Here is a 17220-nt window from a genome sequence, read left to right as displayed (position 1 = left end):
CGCAGAATGCGCACTCTACTGAAATCGAACGCACTTCCCGTCCTCGTCGGCCTCGGAGCCATGGCGGCGTCCTTCACCCAGGCCGGGGCTGCCGACAAGGTGACCTATGGCACCAACTGGCTGGCGCAGGCCGAGCATGGCGGTTTTTACCAGGCGGTGGCCGACGGCACCTATGAAAAATACGGCCTCGACGTCACGATCGTGCAGGGTGGACCCAATGCGGCCAACAGCGCATTGCTGATTTCCGGCAAGATCGACTTCTACATGGGCAGCCCGCAGAGCGAGATTTCCGCCGTCGAGCAGGGCATCCCGATCGTCGATGTCGCCGCTATCTTCCAGAAGGATCCGCAGGTTCTGATCGCCCATCCGGATCAGGGCATCGAGACCTTCGAGGACCTGGCCAAGCTGCCGACGATCTTCATGGGCAAGGACGGCTACCTCACCTATTTCGAGTGGATGAAGGCGAATTTTCCCGGCTTCAAGGACGAACAGTACAAGCCCTATAATTTCAGCCCAGCACCCTTTCTCGCCGACAAGCAATCCGCCCAGCAGGGCTATCTGACGTCGGAACCCTACGAGATCGAAAAGCAGGCCGGCTGGACGCCGAAAGTCTTCCTTCTGGCCGACAGCGGCTATTCGCCCTATTCGACGATGATCACCACGCAGACGGCCCTTGTCGAAACCAAGCCGGAGCTGGTGCAGCGCTTCGTCGATGCCTCGATCGAGGGTTGGTACAATTATCTCTACGGCGACAATGCCAAGGCCAATGCGCTGATCAAGACCGACAATCCGGAAATGACCGATGGCCAGATCGCCTATTCGATCGCCAAGATGAAGGAATATGGCATTCTCGAATCCGGCGCCGCACTTGAAAAGGGCATCGGCTGCATCACCGAAGAGCACTACAAGAAGTTCTTCGAGGATGGTGTCGCCATGAAGCTCTTCAAGGCCGAGACCGACTACAAGAAGGCGTTTTCCGCGCAGTTCGCCTGCAAGGGCGTCGGCATGGCGCTGAAGAAGTAGCAGCCGCAGATCATCCCGCCGCCGACCCGGCGGCGGGACACAGAAACTGTCAAGCAGCCGGGACAGAAATGATTTTAGGAGACGCGCGCGCGCCGAAGCGGTCCACCGAGGGACGGAAACGGCCGCTTGTTGCCATGGACAAGGTCTCGAAACGCTTTTCGAGCGGTACGCTGGCACTGTCCGACATGTCGCTGGTCGTCGAAAGCGGCGAGTTCGTCAGCCTGCTGGGGCCATCCGGTTGCGGCAAGTCGACCGCACTGCGCATCATCGCCGGCCTGGGGGACGCCTCCTCGGGCAAGATCGACTGGCCGAGTTCGCGGATCAATGCGAAGGGCCTTCCGGACGGCGATATCTCGTTCGTCTTCCAGGAACCGACCCTGATGCCCTGGCAGACGGTTTTCGGCAATGTGCATCTGCCGCTGAAGCTGCGGGGCATCTCTAAAGCCGCCGCCCGCCCCCAGATCATCGATGCGCTGGCAACCGTCGGGCTTGCGGATTTTGCCGATGCCTATCCGCGCGAGCTTTCCGGCGGCATGAAGATGCGTGTCTCGATCGCCCGTGCGCTGGTGACGAAGCCAAAGCTCTTGCTGATGGACGAACCCTTTGCCGCACTTGATGAGATCACCCGCCAGAAGCTCAACGACGACGTGCTGCGGCTGTGGAAGGAGACCGGCATCACGGTGATCTTTGTAACCCATTCCGTGTTCGAATCCGCCTATCTCTCCAATCGCATCGTTGTGATGAAGGCACGGCCGGGGCGCGTCCATGCCGATTTTCCGCTGCGCACCAGCCTGGAACGCGACGCCCACTACCGCACCTCGGAGGACTATCGGCAGGCCTGCGAAAAAGTCTCCACCATGCTGCTCGAAGCCATCGGATCGGGAGAGCACTGATGCGCATGCAGTGCACAGCACCGGACAGCGCACCCGTCGTCTCGTCCTCGCTCCGCAAAGGGAACCGCGACCTTCTGCTGCGCATCCTCGTTCCGTTCCTCGTGCTCGCGACCCTGGTTCTGGCCTGGCATATCGGCGTCACGGTGTCCGGCGTTCCGCCCTACATCCTGCCAAGCCCGCTTGCCGTTGCCACAGCGCTCTTCACCGACTGGCATACACTGGCGCCAGCGCTCTGGGTGACAACCAAGATCACGCTGCTGTCGCTTCTGCTTGCGCTGATCGGCGGCGTTGGCTTTGCGATTTTCCTGGTGCAATCACGCTGGGTCGAAATTGCCTTCTACCCGATCGCGGTCATCCTGCAGGTCACGCCGATCGTCGCGATCTCACCGCTGATCCTGATCTATGCGCCCTCGACCCAGGTGGCGCTTCTGATCTGCGCCTTCCTCGTCGCCTTCTTCCCGATCCTGTCGAACATGGTGCAGGGCCTGAAAAGTGTCGATCACAACCTGCTCAACCTGTTCGATCTCTACGGCGCCTCGCGCTGGCAGACGCTGCTCTATCTCAAGCTTCCCGCATCCCTGCCCTATTTCATGACCGGGCTTCGCATCGGCGGCGGGCTGGCGCTGATCGCTGCCGTCGTCGCGGAATTTGCGGCAGGCTCGGCGGGTGCCGGTTCCGGCCTTGCCTTCCGCCTGCTCGAAGCCCAGTACCGGATGAACATTCCGCGGCTGTTTGCGGCGCTGATCCTCCTGTCGCTGCTCGGCGTGATGATCTTCGCCCTGACCTCTTTCATCTCATGGCTGAGCCTGCATCGCTGGCACGAGAGCAGCCTGAAAAGGGAAAACTGATGTCGAGCCCCTTCCTGACGCTGCCGGATAGCCCGCATTTCGTACTCTGCAACGCCACCGTTCCGGCAATTGCGGTGACGGCGCCGACGGGTCCCGCCATCGAAGGGCTGGCTTCGGTCGATATCGTCATTTCCCGTGGAAAGATCGAGGCCGTGCTGCCGGCCGGCGCCGCGCCGGCGGGCGTGCCAAAAGTCGACCTGCGCCAGGGTATGGTCTGGCCGTGTTTTGCCGACATGCACACCCATCTCGACAAGGGCCATATCTGGCCGCGCCGCCCGAACCCGGACGGCACCTTCATGGGCGCCCTCGACAATGTCGGCATCGACCGCGAGGCCAATTGGTCGGCCGAGGACGTCCGGACGCGGATGGAGTTTTCGCTGCGCTCGGCCTATGCGCACGGCACCCACCTGATCCGGACCCATCTCGATTCCATCGCACCGCAGCACCGTATTTCCTTCGAAGTCTTCTCGGCGCTGCGCGAGGCCTGGAAAGACAGGATCGCGCTGCAGGCTGTCGCGCTGTTTCCGATCGACAAGATTTTCGAGACCGCGTTTTTCGATGATCTTGTCTCGGTCATTCGCGAACACAAGGGCATTCTCGGCGGGGTCACCTACCTGATGCCGGATCTCGAGGCGCGCCTCGACCTGCTGTTTCGCACTGCCAGCGACAACGGCTTCGACATCGATCTGCATGTCGACGAGACCGAGGACCGGCAGGTGCTGACGCTGAAGACCATCGCCGAGGCCAAGCTTCGCCACGGGTTCGAGGGGGCCGTCACGGTCGGTCATTGCTGCTCGCTGGCAAGGCAGGACGAGGACCTTGCACAGGCGACCATCGACCTCGTGGCCCGGGCTGGGATCTCCGTCGTGTCGCTGCCGATGTGCAACATGTATCTGCAGGACAGGCATGCCGGCCGCACGCCACGCTGGCGCGGGGTGACGCTGTTTCACGAACTGGCGGCAGTCGGGGTGCCAACGGCCGTTTCGTCGGACAACACCCGCGACCCCTTCTATGCCTATGGTGACCTCGACCCGGTGGAAGTCTTTCGCGAGGCGGTGCGCATCCTGCACCTCGACCATCCGCTGACGGATGCCGCCCGCGTCGTCACGACCTCGCCCGCCGATATTCTCGGCCGCCCGGACCTTGGCCGCATCGCCGTCGGCGGGCCTGCCGATCTCGTGCTTTTCAGCGCCCGCCGCTGGAGCGAATTCCTCTCCCGTCCGCAGGCCGACCGCATCGTCATGCGGAATGGCATGGGCATCGACCGCAGCCTGCCGGACTACCGTGAACTCGACCCGATCCTTGGAGCATGACATGCCCGACTATGCCGCCATCAAGAAGGAACTCGAAGGCATTGCCGTCGAGGACAATCCGGCGCTGGTGCGCCAGAAGAGCCGCGATTTCTTCTGGTATTCGCCGATCCTGAAGGCGCAGCTCGAAAACGTCACCGGCGACCTCGTGGTTTCACCGACATCCGAGGAAGAGGTCATCCACACCCTGAGGGTCGCCTATGCGCATGGCGCACCGGTGACCCCGCGCGGCGCCGGCACCGGCAATTACGGTCAGGCCATGCCGCTTTCGGGCGGCATCATCCTCAACCTCGCCGGCATGGACAAGATCAAATCCATTCAGCCCGGAAAGGTCGTCTGCGAGCCCGGCGTCATCATCGCCCAGCTCGACAAACAGACCAAGGCCCATTCCGGCCAGGAATTGCGGTTCCATCCCTCCACAGCCCAGACTGCAACCATCGGCGGCTTCATCGCCGGCGGTTCGGGCGGCGTCGGCTCGATCACCTGGGGCGGTCTTCGCGACCTCGGCAATATTCTGCGCCTGCGCGTCGTCACCATGGAGGCCGAACCGCAGGTGCTCGACCTCACCGGCTGGGACCTGCAGAAGGTCAGCCATGCCTATGGCACCAACGGCATCATCACCGAAGTCGAAATGCCGCTCGCCCCGGCCTATGACTGGGTGGATGTTCTGGTCGGCTATGACGACTTCATGGATGCCGTGCGTTTTTCCGATGCGCTCAGCCATATGAACGGCCTGTTGCTGAAGGAAGTGGCGCCGGTCGCGGCACCGATCCCTTACGACTATTTCACCCGCCACAAGCCCTATCTGCGGGATCGCGGCCAGTCGGTGGTGGTGATCATGATCGCGCCGCATGCGATGGACCCGTTTGCCGCCTTCGTCGCCCAGCAAAAGGGCGAGATCCTGTTTCGCTCCGACATGGTCGAAAGCATGAAGGGCATTCCGCATGCCTATGAGCTGGCCTGGAACCACACGACGCTGCGCGCCCTGAAGGTCGATCCGACCTTCACCTATCTGCAGGTCCAGTATCCGAGCCCCGACCATGTCGCCAAGGTCGGCAAACTGGTTGAGATCTTCGGTGACGAAGTGCCGGGGCATCTCGAATTTATCCGGTTCGATGCGGCCATCCAGTGCGCCGGCCTGCCTTTGGTGCGCTATACGAGCGAGGCGCGGCTGGAAGAGATCATCCGCATCCACGAGGACAATGGCTGCCCGATCTTCAATCCGCATCGCTACACGCTGGAAGAAGGCGGCATGAAGCAGACGGACAGGACGCAGCTCGCCTTCAAACAGCAGACAGACCCCAAGGGCCTGCTCAATCCGGGTAAGATGATCGCCTGGGACAATCCGGATTTCGACTTCAACGCCGGCAAGAACTACCTCTTCCCCGGCCTGGCGGCGATGGGGGTCTGATGCGTGTCCTGTTGCTCCATTCCCACCCGGTCGAGGAAAGCTTCGGCGGCGCGCTTCACCGGCTGACCCGCGAAAGCCTGCAAGCAGCGGGTCACGAGGTCGACGACTGCAATCTCTATGCGGAAGGCTTCGATCCTGTCCTGTCGCGACACGACCGGTTGATTTATCACGACCATCCTGAGAATACGGCGCTGGTGAAGGACCATTGCGACCGGCTTCTGGCCGCGCAAGGACTGGTGATCGTCACGCCTGTCTGGAACTTCGGCTTTCCGGCGATCCTCAAGGGCTATTTCGACCGCGTCTGGCTGCCGGGGATTTCCTTTGCACTGGTGGATGGCAAGGTCCAGTCGCGCTTGCGCCATATCCGCAAGCTCGGCGCTGTCATGACCTATGGCGCGACGCCCTTCCGGGCGTTTGTCGCCGGAAACCCGCCAAAGAAGATCGTCAAGCGCGTGTTGCGCGGACAGATCAATCCGTGGTCGCCGGTGACCTTCCTCGCCCATTACGACATGAACAATTGCACCGAAGATACCCGGGCGCGCTTCATGGCGAAGGTGAAGGACAAGATGGAAAGGTTCTGAGCCGATGTCGGAAAAGATCGTCTTCAATCCGGCCTCTGTGCGTCGTCCGTTCGGCAACTACAATCACGGCCTGCTGGTGCCGCCGGGTGCAAGCCTGCTGGTGACCTCGGGGCAACTGGGCATTGCCCTCGACGACAGTGTTCCGGACGGCGTGACCGCGCAGGCAGAGCTTTGCTTCGAGGCGATTGGCGCTATTCTCGCGGAGGCCGGCATGAGCTTCGCGGACATCATCCGCATCAGCGGCTTCGTTACGAAACGGGAGGACTTCCCGGCCTATATGGCGGTGCGCGACCGCTACACGCTGGAGCCAAAGCCGGTGTCGACGCTGATCATCGTCTCCGGCTTCACACGGCCGGAATTTCTGGTCGAGGTGGAAGTGACCGCGGCCAGGATTGTCTGAGAACGGATTATCTCCTGGTCAAAAACACGGCGGTTCTCGTCGTTCAACGCGCCCTGTTGCAGCCGCGACCGACTACTGGCACAGCAGGCGGAGCCGGTCCGGCTTCAGCAGTTCGACGGTTCGCGCGCCGTGCAGCCGCAGGATGCCTTCGTCGCGAAACTTCGAAAAGCTGCGCGACACGGTTTCGATTGTCAGACCGAGATAATCGCCGATATCGATGCGGGTCATCGGCAGATCGATCGGGTCGAGATCGCCCTGTCTCTCGGCAATATCCAAGAGGAATGCCGCGAGTTTTTCCAAAGCACTCTGGCGACCGAGAACAAGCAGGTGTTCCTGCGCGCTGATCATCTGGCGAAGCGCCAGCGCCAGCAGGTCCTCGGATGTCGTTTCAGCCGACGCATTTCCAACGACAGTGAGCCCAGAGTGAACCATGGCTTCGGCGAAGAAGCGACGGGTGCGGTCGGCTTCCAGGCCGAAGGTTTCACCGGCAAGATGAAACGAGACGACCTGCCGTCGACCACCGGCATGAAGCCTGTAGACCCGAACGGCACCGAATTCGACCCGATACACCAGGCCGGACCTGTCGCCCTGCCGGTAGATTTCGGCATCCGGGGAGAAAAGACTGATCTGCCGCGGACGCGCGAGATAGGAGGGCGCCGTCGTGCCGGGAGTTTGTCTGGAGCGGTTGCTTGCCGGAAATACGCCTGCATACATGGTGGTGTCCCTCGTTCTGGTGAGAGGACTATGGATGCGCGAGACCGTCGGTGAAATTCGGTTGTACCACTACGGGTTCTTGCGTAGTTGCCGGGCGAAAATGCTCCACGGCCGCAAGAATATCCTTTCCGTCCAGTGGTTTGGTGACAATACAGACACTTGGCGATACGGCCGGCTGGGCCATGCCGTCGGACAGAAGAATAATCCTGCTTCCGGCCGCCATCAAAGCCTGCCGTGCGGCGGCGTCATTGCGACAGATGTCGACATCGACAATCACGCACACCGCTGTCGCCATCAGTTCGCTGGCGGACTGCCAGGCATTGAAGGACCGGGTGCTATAGCCCTCGACACCCAGCGCAAAAGCCAGCGAATGCAACAGGGCATCGTCCGTGGCGATCGCGACAATGGTCTTAGATGGCTGCAACTCGATGTTCCGCTGTTCGCAGACGAGAAAAGCCCGTCGCAAACGCCGATCTATCCCCTGCCAGGGGTGCGGCGCCTTGCTCTAGATCAAGAAAACCGTTGAAGACCGTCAGGCGGGACCGAATCCAGCGGCCATTGCCATCCGGACAAGTTCGGGCAGGCTCTTTGCATTCATCTTGCCCATCACATTGGACCTGTGAACCTCGACCGTGCGCGGGCTGATATCAAGATCATAGGCGATTGCCTTGTTCGGCAAACCGGCCACCACCGCAGACAGCACCTGCCGCTCGCGCTCGCTCAGCGTTGCCAGGCGACCGCGGACATCCTCGACCGAATCCGTGCTGACCTTGCTGTCGCGCAACTGAACGACGGCCCTGCCGATGGCGTCGATGATCAGACTGTCCTCGAACGGCTTTTCGATGAAATCGATCGCGCCTGCCTTCATGGCCTCGACGGCCATCGGCACATCGCCGTGCCCGGTGATGACGAGCGACGGAATTCTGGCCTGCATGGCGGCAAGCCTGCGGATCAGATCCACACCGCTCATGTCTGGCATTCGCAGGTCCGTGATCAGCACAGCATCGCGTGCACCGGGCGCAAACTGCAGGAAAGCCGTTGCCGATTCGTGGATGCGCACGGCAAAGCCGTTGACGGTCAGCATGAAAGCAAGGGATTTCCGGACAGGTTCCTCATCATCGACAATATGGACGGTGAAATCATCCTGCGACATGGTGTTCCTCCTCATCGTAGGATGGCAGGGTAAAGCGGAAACTCGCGCCTCCAGAGGCAGTGTGCGATACGGTCATCGTTCCGCCATGGGCTTCGACGATGCGTTTGGATATGGACAGGCCGATGCCCATGCCGCCGGGCTTGGTGGTCGTGAACGGCTTGAAGAGCTGTGCCGCGATCTCCTCCGGAATGCCGCTGCCGGTGTCCTCCACGGTCACGGCAATCTCGCCTGGACCGCTCGGTTGCGTCCGAACAATCAATTCCTTGTTGGTCGCCTGGTTCATTGCCTCGATGGCATTGCGCATGAGATTGATCAGCACCTGCTGGATCTGGATGTGATCAACCAGGACCATCTCGGCACCCGGACGATAATCAAAGACCGTCCGCACGCCCTTTTCACGCGATCCGACCAATGCCAGCGCACCCGCTTCCTCGACCAGTTGCCGGATGTTCTGCGGGGCCTTTTCCGTCTCGCCTTTCGTGACGAACTCGCGGAGATGCTTGATGATCTGTCCGGCTCTCAGCGACTGGCTGGCCGCCTCGTCGAGCGCCTCACGCATCATCACAGCAGCATCGGTGTCGATACCCCGCAGCAGCCGCGAACAGCCGTGCACATAATTGGCGATCGCCGAAAGCGGCTGGTTCAGTTCATGGGCGAGCGTCGATGCCATTTCGCCCATCTCGTTGAGACGCGCAAGCCTAGCCAGTTCACCCTGTATTTCCTCGAGGCGGGCAGCCGATTCCTGGCGCTCGGTGAGGTCCCGGATAAAGCCGGTGAAAAACGTCTTGTTTCCGGAACGCATTTCACCCACGGCAAGCTTCATGGGGAAGGTCGAACCATCCTTGCGCTGGCCGACGACCACCCGGTCGACACCGATGATCCGCTTTTCGCCCGTCGCCAGATAGCGCTGCAGGTACGCGTCGTGTCCGCTGCGATAGGGTTGCGGCATCAGGATCCGCAGGTTTTTCCCGACGGCCTCGTCCTCGGCATATCCAAACTGTCGGACGGCAGCCGCATTGAAAGAAACGATCGTGCCATCCTGCTCGCTGACAATGGTCGCATCGAGCACCGTGTCCAGAATGGATTTGAGGTGCGCCTCGCGTGTATCAAGCGCCAACTCGGCGTTTTTGCGGATCGCGCGCGCATGTCTGAGCGCTTCGCCCATCGCCGCAATTGCAAAGGCCGCAACAACAAACAGCCCCAGTTCGAACCAGGGCGTCTGGAAGCCGGCACTCGACTGTGCTTCCATCAGCATCGCAGCGGCCATCAAAAGCGCCACGACGAGCAGTGTCGGAAAAAGCCCAAGCAGGACCGAAGTGATAAGCACGGCGGGAATGAAGAGACTGAACGTGCCGTGGCCAGCCAGGACGGTCTGCGCAAAAAAGGCAAGCAGGAGAGAAAGACAGAGGACCAGAGCAACGAGCAGATAGGCTGCGCTTCGGGACATCCTGCCGTCGAGTATCTGAGAAGCATCGCTCCTCAAGGGCGCATCGTTTCTATGCGGCATCATATGAGGCTACACCCGTTGCCTTGCACTCTGTCATCGTCACGAAGCATGCCGACAGGGCGGGTGTAGCACGTGCCAAGAGAAAGTGTCCACGCGTCTTGCCAGCGCGTGGACATTCCTTGAGCCTGCACGTCCGATGGCAGGAACGATACCCTACGATGGCTCGGCTCAGAGGCCGAGCGCCGTGATCTCCGCATCCAGCCGTTCCCGTGCCTTCTTGGGAAGTTTGGCCGTCTTGATGGCGGCAAGGTTGGCCGGTGCATCGTCAACGATCACGGCGGCAACCATGCCCATGCCGACGTGAGGTGCGCACTTGATTGCATAGGCGCCGGGCGTATCGAAAGTGATCTTGACGGTTTCGTTGATCTTGCTCTTGAACGGGCTCGCGCCGTCTGGGATCAGTCCCTTGATGGTCTCCGCATTGTGGCCCTTGTCCGTGGGGATAAAGGTGATGCTGTCGCCCTTGGCGATCTTCATGCCGGCCGGTTCGAAAACCATCGCACCGTTTGCACCCTTGTTGAGCATGTGAATTTCAAAATCGGCCGCATTGGCGGCGAAACCGAACGAAGCGGCCATAAAAGCACAGCCGACGAATGACGTCATAATCCTAAGCAATTTCAAGCTCCTTGTCGCAAGCCAGCCGGGACGCCCGATAGCTGTCCGCCTGCTTGTGCCCGATGAGGGTGGCGTTTTCCGGAGCCCCGGTCCTTGTTCTCGATCAACCGGCGCTCCACCAGATTGCTTTTTCTGCAGCAGGCGTGACGGGGGGCCGGCGAGAGGCCGTTTTCAGCGTGCCGACTTGCGCTGGATCAAAGACGCGCCATTGCCGGTTGCCTATCGCTGCACAAAGCCGAACGCGCGAGGAAGGAGCCGCCATGAACAAGACGCTGATCGAGACATATGGCGAGGCACGCCTGCCGCGATACACCAGCTATCCGACGGCACCGCTGTTTTCCTCCGCGATCGGGTCTGGCGACTGCACCCGGTGGCTGGCCGCCGTTCCGTCCGGATCCAGCGCCTCGCTTTATCTGCATGTCCCCTTCTGTCGTGCGATGTGCTGGTATTGCGGCTGCCATACGACGATCACGGAGCGGGATCAGCCGATCCTCGACTATCTCGAGACGCTGAAGGCGGAGATCCGCCTTGTCGGTGCAACGCGGCGAGAGCCGCTCGATATCGCCGATATCCACTTTGGCGGGGGCACGCCGACAATCATCAGCGCCGACAACTTTCTCGCGCTGATGGGCGTTCTGCGGGAGAATTTCGCGATCGATGCCGCCACGCAGATCGCGGTCGAGATCGATCCACGGACGCTGCGCAGCGAGATGGCCGGGGCACTGGCGGAGGCGGGCGTGACGCGGGCAAGCCTCGGGGTCCAGAGTTTCGATCCCGTTGTCCAGAAAGCGATCAACCGGGTACAATCGGTGGAGACGACCGCCAGGGCGGTTTCAGACCTGCGTGCTAATGGTATCGACGCCATCAATTTCGACCTCATCTACGGGCTGCCTTTCCAGACCGTCCGGTCCTGTGTCGAGACCGTGGAAGCCGCCATCGCGATGCGGCCGGACCGCTTTTCGGTCTTCGGCTATGCCCATGTTCCCGGGTTCAAGAAGCACCAGCGCCTGATCGACGAACAGGTGCTTGCGGGCGCGCAGGCAAGAAACGAGCAGGCGGAAGCCATCGCGCAGACGCTCGTCGCGAAAGGCTATCAGCGCATCGGTCTCGATCATTTCGCCCTTCCACAAGACGCGCTGGCGATTGCCGCCACCAATGGCCGGCTGCACCGGAATTTCCAGGGCTATACCACCGACCAATGCACGACCCTGATCGGCCTGGGCGCATCCTCGATCGGCCGCTTTGCCGAAGGCTATGTCCAGAACGAGGTGCCGCTCGGCCTTTACGGCAAGCGGATCGCGGCGGGGGAACTGGCGACGACGCGCGGCTATGCCCTGACGGCGGAAGACCGGCTTCGTGCCGAAGTGATCGAACGGCTGATGTGCGATTTCCGTGTCGATCTGACGTCCATCGCTCTGTCCCACGGCTGCGATCCGATGCTGTTGTCAGCCGACAACAACAGGTTGAGAGCGCTTATCGATGATGGTGTCGTGGATCTTGAAGCGGGCATCCTGCAGGTGCGCGACGGCCATCGTTTCATGATCCGCGCCGTCGCCTCCGCCTTCGACGCCTATCTCGATAGCTCCGGCCGCAGTTTCAGCAAGGCCGCCTGAGACCGGATGCTGCGGACATATGCCCGGCATTCGACGTCGTGCAACATCGGGGAAGCACGCGCTAATGCATGTCCATCTGCTGCTTGTAGCGTTCGTAGTCGTAGGGAAGAATGGTCTGACGTTCGATCATGCGATGGACACGCGGCGGTGAGGGGCCGCGATGCAGGGCCATCAGCCGGTCGCCGATGGCCGCGTCGGCCTGCGTGCGGCGCTGGTTGTGACGCACATATTCCACCCATGTCGGGACGTGATAGGTCTCGGTCCACAGCGTCGGAACTTCGAGATCACGCATCAGGGCCCATTGGCCGGCCCCATCGCGGATGCGGACACGCCGGCGCTCGGCCATGGCGGTCAGGAACTCAGGCACGTCCTCATCGGCGATTTCGTAGTCAATCATCACCACGATCGGGCCGCTTCGCGGCTTGAGGTCCAGTTGCAGCGGCGGCTCCGAGAAGCGGTTGAGCGGATCGAGATTGAGCGACTGGAACTCCGGCAGCGGCAGGCGCAGGCCGATCGCAGCCCCGGCCACCATCACGCCGGCGGAAATCATCAGCGCGTTGGCCGGACCGTGCGCCTCTGCCAGCTGACCCCAGATCCAGCTGCCAGCCGCTATGCCCCCGAAGGTCGTGGTCTGGTAGAGCGACAGTGCCCGTCCGACCACCCAGCGCGGTGTGGAGAGCTGCACCGTCGTATTGAACAGCGACAGGGCCAACACCCAGCCGCAGCCGGAGAGAAGAAGTGCAAGACAGGTGAGCCAGCTATAGGGGCTGAGGGCGGTGAGCAGGCTGCTGACGGCGAAGCCGGCAAAGGCGATGCGCACGATCGCCTCGCTCGACAGATGCTCGCGCAGGCGGGCGCTGAGAAGGGCGCCGCCGATGGCACCGAGGCCGAAGGCACCGAGCAAGACACCGAAGGTGAACGGACCGCCGGCTACGAGATCGCGGGCAACGAGCGGCAAAAGCGCGAGGATGGCGCTTGCCGACAGGCCGAAAACGAATCCGCGCAGAAGCACCTTGCCGATATTGGGCGACATGGCGACGTAGCGAAGACCGGCGGAAATCGCCCGCCCCATCGATTCGCGCGGGAGCTTGCTCAGGCTGACATCACGCCGCCAGCGCAGCAGCGCAAAGATGATCGCGAAATAGCTCACCGTGTTGGCGGCGAACGCTGCCGCCGCCCCGGCCGCTGCGACGATCACACCGCCGATCGCCGGACCAACGGACCGGGTCAGGTTGAAGCCCATGCTGTTCAGCGCCACCGCAGCCGGCAGCACCTCGCGCGGCACCATGTCGCCGACGGAAGCCTGCCAGGACGGATTGTTGAGCGCCGTACCGCAGCCGATCAGGAAGGTGAAGAACAGAAGCAGCCAGGGCGTAATGAAGCCGAACCAGGCGCAGGCGGTCAGAAGCGCCGAGACGACCAGCATGAAAGACTGGGCAATCAGCATGATCCGCCTGCGGTCGAAATTGTCCGCCAGGGCACCGGAAACAAGGGAAAACAGCATGATCGGCAGCGAGGTCGAGGCCTGGACCAGCGCCACCATGTTCACCGAATCGGAGATCGACGTCATCATCCAGCCGGCACCGACGGCCTGGATCAGCCCGCCGAAATTCGACGCCAGACTTGCCAGCCAGAGGGTGCGGAAAGTGTCATGCCTGAAAGGCGCCAAAGGCGATAATCGATCCGGCAAAACGCGTTCCCCTTGTGTCATGATACGCACTGCAATGTAGTCCAGCGGATGTCGAGGACAACCGGGCATCTCATGACACGGCCAGAATTCGTCGCAGCGGCGATATCGGGAGAACAGCTGGTGAGCGCGCGGTGGCCTGTTCCAACGCATTTGTGGACGCAATTCGGCATATCTTGCATTTGCCGATGATCGGGCGTATATGACCCTCAAATTCTTGATCGGTTGATGAAGAGTGGGCCCGTCAGGACCCGCTCTTTTTTGTTACCTTCAAGTCTGTGCGACCCGCCGCGGTCTTATGCCGGGGCGCAACGCACGCAGGCAGATTTCGATCCGCTCCGCCCTTTCAAGCCCGTAGCGGCAGGGCCAGCGGACGCTCAGGGAGAAAACGTTTGTCCGATACGACAACGGCAGAACAGACACAGGAACCACGGCTGATCACCGAGACAGGGCTCGACCGTCGCATTGCCGACATCATCGAACCTGTGCTCATGCCGATGGGCTATCAGCTCGTGCGGGTGCGCCTCTCGTCGCAGAATGGTGCGACGCTACAGATCATGGCCGAGCGTACCGACGGCACCATGACGGTCGAGGATTGCGAAGCGATCTCGACAGCAATTTCGCCCGTGCTCGATGTGGAAGATCCTGTCGAAAAGCAGTATCATCTGGAAGTGTCGTCGCCTGGCATCGATCGCCCGATGGTGCGCAAGTCGGATTTTTCCCGCTGGTCCGGCCATCTCATCAAGTGCGAGACATCGATCCTTGTCGACAATCGCAAGCGTTTTCGCGGCAAGATCGTTTCGACAGACGACGACGGCTTTACGATCGAGCGGGACCAACCCGCCTATGGCGAGGAGCCAACGGTGGTCATTCCGTTCACGGCACTGGCCGAGGGCAGGTTGATCCTGACTGATGAACTGATCCGCGATGCGCTGGTTGCCGACAAGAAGGCAAAAGCCCAGCAGGCCGCGAACGAGAATTTCGAAGACGAAAACTCACCCATCGACTAAAGGCACGGGGTGGCATTCAAAGCCCCCGGCAATCAGACGGAGACATGAAATGGCAGTCAGTGCTAACCGGCTCGAACTTCTGCAGATTGCGGATGCCGTCGCGCGCGAAAAGGTGATCGACCGCGAAATCGTGCTGGCCGCCATGGCCGATGCGATCCAGAAGGCCGCACGTTCGCGCTACGGTTCGGAGAGCAACATCCGCGCCGACATCAATTCGAAGACCGGCGAGATCCGTCTCCAGCGCCTGCTCGAAGTGGTGGAAGTCGCGGAAGACTACTCGACGCAGATCCCGCTGGAACTGGCCCGCGACCGCAACCCGGACGCCATTCTCGGCGACTTCATCGCCGATCCGCTGCCGCCGATGGATTTCGGCCGTATCGCTGCCCAGTCGGCCAAGCAGGTCATCGTGCAGAAGGTCCGTGAAGCCGAGCGTGACCGCCAGTTCGACGAATTCAAGGATCGCGTCGGCGAAATCATCAACGGCACGGTCAAGCGCGTCGAATACGGCAACGTCATCGTCGACCTCGGCCGTGGCGAAGGCATCATCCGTCGCGACGAAATGATCCCGCGCGAGAACATGCGGTATGGCGACCGCGTCCGCGCCTATGTCTACGACGTGCGCCGCGAACAGCGCGGCCCGCAGATTTTCCTGTCACGCACCCATCCGCAGTTCATGGTGAAGCTGTTCACCATGGAAGTGCCCGAGATCTACGACGGCATCATCCAGATCCGCTCGGTTGCCCGCGATCCGGGTTCGCGCGCCAAGATCGCCGTGATCTCGAACGATTCGTCGATCGATCCGGTCGGCGCCTGCGTCGGTATGCGCGGTTCGCGCGTCCAGGCCGTCGTCGGCGAGCTTCAGGGCGAAAAGATCGACATCATTCCGTGGTCGCAGGACCCGGCAGCGTTCATCGTCAACGCGTTGCAGCCGGCCGAAGTCACCAAGGTTGTTCTTGACGAGGATGCCGAGCGCATCGAAGTCGTGGTTCCCGACGAGCAGCTGTCGCTGGCCATCGGCCGCCGTGGCCAGAACGTTCGTCTCGCCTCGCAGCTGACCGGCTGGGACATCGACATCATGACGGAAGCGGACGAGTCCGAGCGCCGCCAGAAGGAATTCAACGAGCGCACCGCCTTGTTCATGGAAGCGCTCGACGTCGACGAGATGGTCGGCCAGGTTCTCGCTTCCGAAGGCTTTGCCGCCGTCGAGGAGCTTGCCTATGTGGAACTCGACGAAATTGCATCGATCGACGGTTTCGACGACGATACGGCCAGCGAGTTGCAGACCCGCGCCCGCGAATATCTGGAGCGGCTTGAATCGGAAATGGATGCCAAGCGCAAGGAACTCGGCGTTGCCGACGAACTGCGCACGATCAACGGCATGACTGGCCAGATGCTGGTTGCGCTCGGCGGAGACGGCATCAAGACGATCGAGGACTTTGCCGGTTGTGCGGCTGACGATCTCGTCGGCTGGTCGGAACGCAAGGACGGCGAGACGAAGAAATTCGACGGCCTGTTCTCGAAGATCGAGATCTCGCGCACCGAAGCCGAAACGATGATCCTTCAGGCCCGCGTTGCGGCCGGCTGGATCACCGAAGACGAACTGGTCACGGAACTGGAAGCTCTCGACGTCGTGGAAGGCGCGGAACAGGACGCCTGAGGGCGTGCTGACCGTGATCCAGGCTCCCATGCCGGTTGAAGAGACAGAAACGACAGACGATGCGGACGAAGGCGAAGTGAACGGCCGGATGTGCATCGTGACACGGCAGAGCGGCGAGACGGATGGACTTATCCGCTTCGTTGCCGATCCCGCCGGACGGGTCGTCGCGGACCTGAAGAAGCAGCTGCCGGGACGCGGTTGCTGGGTGACGGCCGAACGCGCAATCGTCGAAAAGGCGATTGCCAAGAAGGCTTTTGCCCGGGCCCTGAAACGGGATGCAAGTGCAGGGCCTGAGCTTGCCGACGATGTCGACAGACTTCTGGCTCTGCAACTGGCCGGCATGATGAACCTGGCACGCAAGGCTGGCCAGTTCATCAGTGGCGCGTCGAAAGTCGATCAGGCCGTCCGCAGCCTGGCGGCGCTCGCCACGTTTCACGCGGTCGATGCGGCTGCCGATGGCGTGCGCAAGATTGACCAGGCACGCAAGGCGATGAGCTTTGTTGTCGAGGGCGGACAGGAAATACGGTCGTTTCGCTTCTTTACCGAGGCCGAAATGGACGGGCTTTTGGGCCAGAATGCTTTTATCCATGCCGCAGCGCTTGCAGGGCAGGCGGGTGAGGGTGTAGTGAAGCGCGCAAACATGCTCGAAAAGTACCGGGGAACCGTCCCCGCTCGAGCCGTTGGCGCCGAAACTGGCCTGCCGACACAATGACGCGGGTGACCGGCACATGTCGGAAACACCGCGAGTACAGAATAGAAATTGAACGGCGGGGTCTGGTGATACGCATCCGGCCCTGA

Annotated in this window: 17 protein-coding genes; 12 read left to right on the top strand and 5 right to left on the bottom strand. The window is 61.6% G+C overall.

Annotated features, from left to right (window positions below):
* Nucleotides 1–6: 6 nt before the first annotated feature.
* The 7 genes from AX760_RS16520 (at nt 7) to AX760_RS16490 (ending at nt 6466) form a co-directional block, all read left to right on the top strand.
* Nucleotides 7–1023, top strand: a complete 1017-nt coding sequence (locus AX760_RS16520; RefSeq protein ID WP_071834011.1) for an ABC transporter substrate-binding protein — start codon at nt 7–9, stop codon at nt 1021–1023.
* A 68-nt stretch (nt 1024–1091) separates the two neighbouring features.
* Nucleotides 1092–1916 (top strand): ABC transporter ATP-binding protein, encoded by an 825-nt coding sequence (locus AX760_RS16515; protein ID WP_071834010.1) that lies wholly within the window; start codon nt 1092–1094, stop codon nt 1914–1916.
* Between the two features lie 5 nt (nt 1917–1921).
* Entirely contained in the window at nt 1922–2764 is an 843-nt protein-coding gene (locus tag AX760_RS16510) for an ABC transporter permease (protein WP_071834044.1), read from the top strand.
* Nucleotides 2764–4077 (top strand): cytosine deaminase, encoded by a 1314-nt coding sequence (locus AX760_RS16505; protein ID WP_071834009.1) that lies wholly within the window; start codon nt 2764–2766, stop codon nt 4075–4077. The genes AX760_RS16510 and AX760_RS16505 overlap by 1 nt, the downstream gene beginning before the upstream one ends.
* Nucleotide 4078: 1 nt before the next feature.
* Nucleotides 4079–5485 (top strand): FAD-binding oxidoreductase, encoded by a 1407-nt coding sequence (locus tag AX760_RS16500; protein WP_071834008.1) that lies wholly within the window; start codon nt 4079–4081, stop codon nt 5483–5485.
* Nucleotides 5485–6066 carry an NAD(P)H-dependent oxidoreductase gene (locus tag AX760_RS16495; RefSeq protein WP_071834007.1) on the top strand — a complete coding sequence of 194 codons (582 nt, stop codon included), beginning with the start codon at nt 5485–5487 and terminating at the stop codon, nt 6064–6066. The genes AX760_RS16500 and AX760_RS16495 overlap by 1 nt, the downstream gene beginning before the upstream one ends.
* A gap of 4 nt (nt 6067–6070) precedes the next feature.
* The gene (locus tag AX760_RS16490) at nt 6071–6466 is read left to right on the top strand and encodes a RidA family protein (RefSeq protein ID WP_071834006.1); all 396 of its coding nucleotides are present in this window, start codon (nt 6071–6073) and stop codon (nt 6464–6466) included.
* A 72-nt stretch (nt 6467–6538) separates the two neighbouring features.
* Here AX760_RS16490 and AX760_RS16485 read toward each other — a convergent pair whose 3' ends face one another.
* Nucleotides 6539–7180 carry a helix-turn-helix domain-containing protein gene (locus AX760_RS16485; RefSeq protein WP_071834005.1) on the bottom strand — a complete coding sequence of 214 codons (642 nt, stop codon included), beginning with the start codon at nt 7178–7180 and terminating at the stop codon, nt 6539–6541.
* 34 nt (nt 7181–7214) lie between these two features.
* On the opposite strand from AX760_RS16485, the gene AX760_RS26785 reads away from it, so the two are divergent.
* Nucleotides 7215–7706, top strand: coding sequence for a hypothetical protein (locus AX760_RS26785; RefSeq protein ID WP_139276149.1), 492 nt, complete (start codon nt 7215–7217; stop codon nt 7704–7706).
* 6 nt (nt 7707–7712) lie between these two features.
* On the opposite strand, the gene fixJ is transcribed toward AX760_RS26785, so the two are convergent.
* From fixJ to AX760_RS16465, 3 genes are all read right to left on the bottom strand, one after another.
* The gene (fixJ, locus tag AX760_RS16475; protein ID WP_071834003.1) at nt 7713–8333 is read right to left on the bottom strand and encodes a response regulator FixJ; all 621 of its coding nucleotides are present in this window, start codon (nt 8331–8333) and stop codon (nt 7713–7715) included.
* Nucleotides 8320–9780, bottom strand: a complete 1461-nt coding sequence (locus AX760_RS16470) for a PAS domain-containing sensor histidine kinase (RefSeq protein ID WP_087149272.1) — start codon at nt 9778–9780, stop codon at nt 8320–8322. Before AX760_RS16470 ends, fixJ begins: the two co-directional genes overlap by 14 nt.
* 228 nt (nt 9781–10008) lie before the next feature.
* Entirely contained in the window at nt 10009–10416 is a 408-nt protein-coding gene (locus AX760_RS16465; protein WP_245295037.1) for a pseudoazurin, read from the bottom strand.
* Nucleotides 10417–10715: 299 nt separating this feature from the next.
* On the opposite strand from AX760_RS16465, the gene hemN reads away from it, so the two are divergent.
* Entirely contained in the window at nt 10716–12068 is a 1353-nt protein-coding gene (hemN, locus tag AX760_RS16460; protein WP_071834001.1) for an oxygen-independent coproporphyrinogen III oxidase, read from the top strand.
* A gap of 61 nt (nt 12069–12129) precedes the next feature.
* On the opposite strand, the gene AX760_RS16455 is transcribed toward hemN, so the two are convergent.
* Entirely contained in the window at nt 12130–13779 is a 1650-nt protein-coding gene (locus AX760_RS16455) for an MFS transporter (RefSeq protein ID WP_071834000.1), read from the bottom strand.
* A gap of 368 nt (nt 13780–14147) precedes the next feature.
* On the opposite strand from AX760_RS16455, the gene rimP reads away from it, so the two are divergent.
* The 3 genes from rimP to AX760_RS16440 are packed head-to-tail and all read left to right on the top strand — an operon-like array spanning nt 14148 to nt 17134.
* A complete protein-coding gene (gene rimP / locus AX760_RS16450) occupies nt 14148–14765 on the top strand; it encodes a ribosome maturation factor RimP (protein WP_071833999.1) in 618 nt (205 codons plus the stop codon).
* Nucleotides 14766–14814: 49 nt separating this feature from the next.
* Nucleotides 14815–16422: a transcription termination factor NusA gene (gene nusA, locus AX760_RS16445; RefSeq protein ID WP_071833998.1), complete on the top strand. Its 1608-nt coding sequence runs from the start codon at nt 14815–14817 to the stop codon at nt 16420–16422.
* 28 nt (nt 16423–16450) lie between these two features.
* The gene (locus AX760_RS16440; protein WP_071834042.1) at nt 16451–17134 is read left to right on the top strand and encodes an RNA-binding protein; all 684 of its coding nucleotides are present in this window, start codon (nt 16451–16453) and stop codon (nt 17132–17134) included.
* Nucleotides 17135–17220 lie beyond the last annotated feature (86 nt).

It is taken from the genome of Pararhizobium antarcticum (assembly GCF_001885585.1).
GTDB lineage: Bacteria > Pseudomonadota > Alphaproteobacteria > Rhizobiales > Rhizobiaceae > Pararhizobium > Pararhizobium antarcticum.
This window is presented reverse-complemented; position numbering and strand designations above follow the sequence as displayed.

Coding starts and splice junctions, on each gene's coding strand:
- AX760_RS16520 (WP_071834011.1), top strand. CDS start 7: ATGCGCACTCTACTGAAATCGAACGCACTTCCCGTCCTCGTCGGCCTC.
- AX760_RS16515 (WP_071834010.1), top strand. CDS start 1,092: ATGATTTTAGGAGACGCGCGCGCGCCGAAGCGGTCCACCGAGGGACGG.
- AX760_RS16510 (WP_071834044.1), top strand. CDS start 1,922: ATGCAGTGCACAGCACCGGACAGCGCACCCGTCGTCTCGTCCTCGCTC.
- AX760_RS16505 (WP_071834009.1), top strand. CDS start 2,764: ATGTCGAGCCCCTTCCTGACGCTGCCGGATAGCCCGCATTTCGTACTC.
- AX760_RS16500 (WP_071834008.1), top strand. CDS start 4,079: ATGCCCGACTATGCCGCCATCAAGAAGGAACTCGAAGGCATTGCCGTC.
- AX760_RS16495 (WP_071834007.1), top strand. CDS start 5,485: ATGCGTGTCCTGTTGCTCCATTCCCACCCGGTCGAGGAAAGCTTCGGC.
- AX760_RS16490 (WP_071834006.1), top strand. CDS start 6,071: ATGTCGGAAAAGATCGTCTTCAATCCGGCCTCTGTGCGTCGTCCGTTC.
- AX760_RS16485 (WP_071834005.1), bottom strand. CDS start 7,180: ATGTATGCAGGCGTATTTCCGGCAAGCAACCGCTCCAGACAAACTCCC.
- AX760_RS26785 (WP_139276149.1), top strand. CDS start 7,215: ATGCGCGAGACCGTCGGTGAAATTCGGTTGTACCACTACGGGTTCTTG.
- fixJ (WP_071834003.1), bottom strand. CDS start 8,333: ATGTCGCAGGATGATTTCACCGTCCATATTGTCGATGATGAGGAACCT.
- AX760_RS16470 (WP_087149272.1), bottom strand. CDS start 9,780: ATGTCCCGAAGCGCAGCCTATCTGCTCGTTGCTCTGGTCCTCTGTCTT.
- AX760_RS16465 (WP_245295037.1), bottom strand. CDS start 10,416: ATGGCCGCTTCGTTCGGTTTCGCCGCCAATGCGGCCGATTTTGAAATT.
- hemN (WP_071834001.1), top strand. CDS start 10,716: ATGAACAAGACGCTGATCGAGACATATGGCGAGGCACGCCTGCCGCGA.
- AX760_RS16455 (WP_071834000.1), bottom strand. CDS start 13,779: ATGACACAAGGGGAACGCGTTTTGCCGGATCGATTATCGCCTTTGGCG.
- nusA (WP_071833998.1), top strand. CDS start 14,815: ATGGCAGTCAGTGCTAACCGGCTCGAACTTCTGCAGATTGCGGATGCC.
- AX760_RS16440 (WP_071834042.1), top strand. CDS start 16,451: ATGCCGGTTGAAGAGACAGAAACGACAGACGATGCGGACGAAGGCGAA.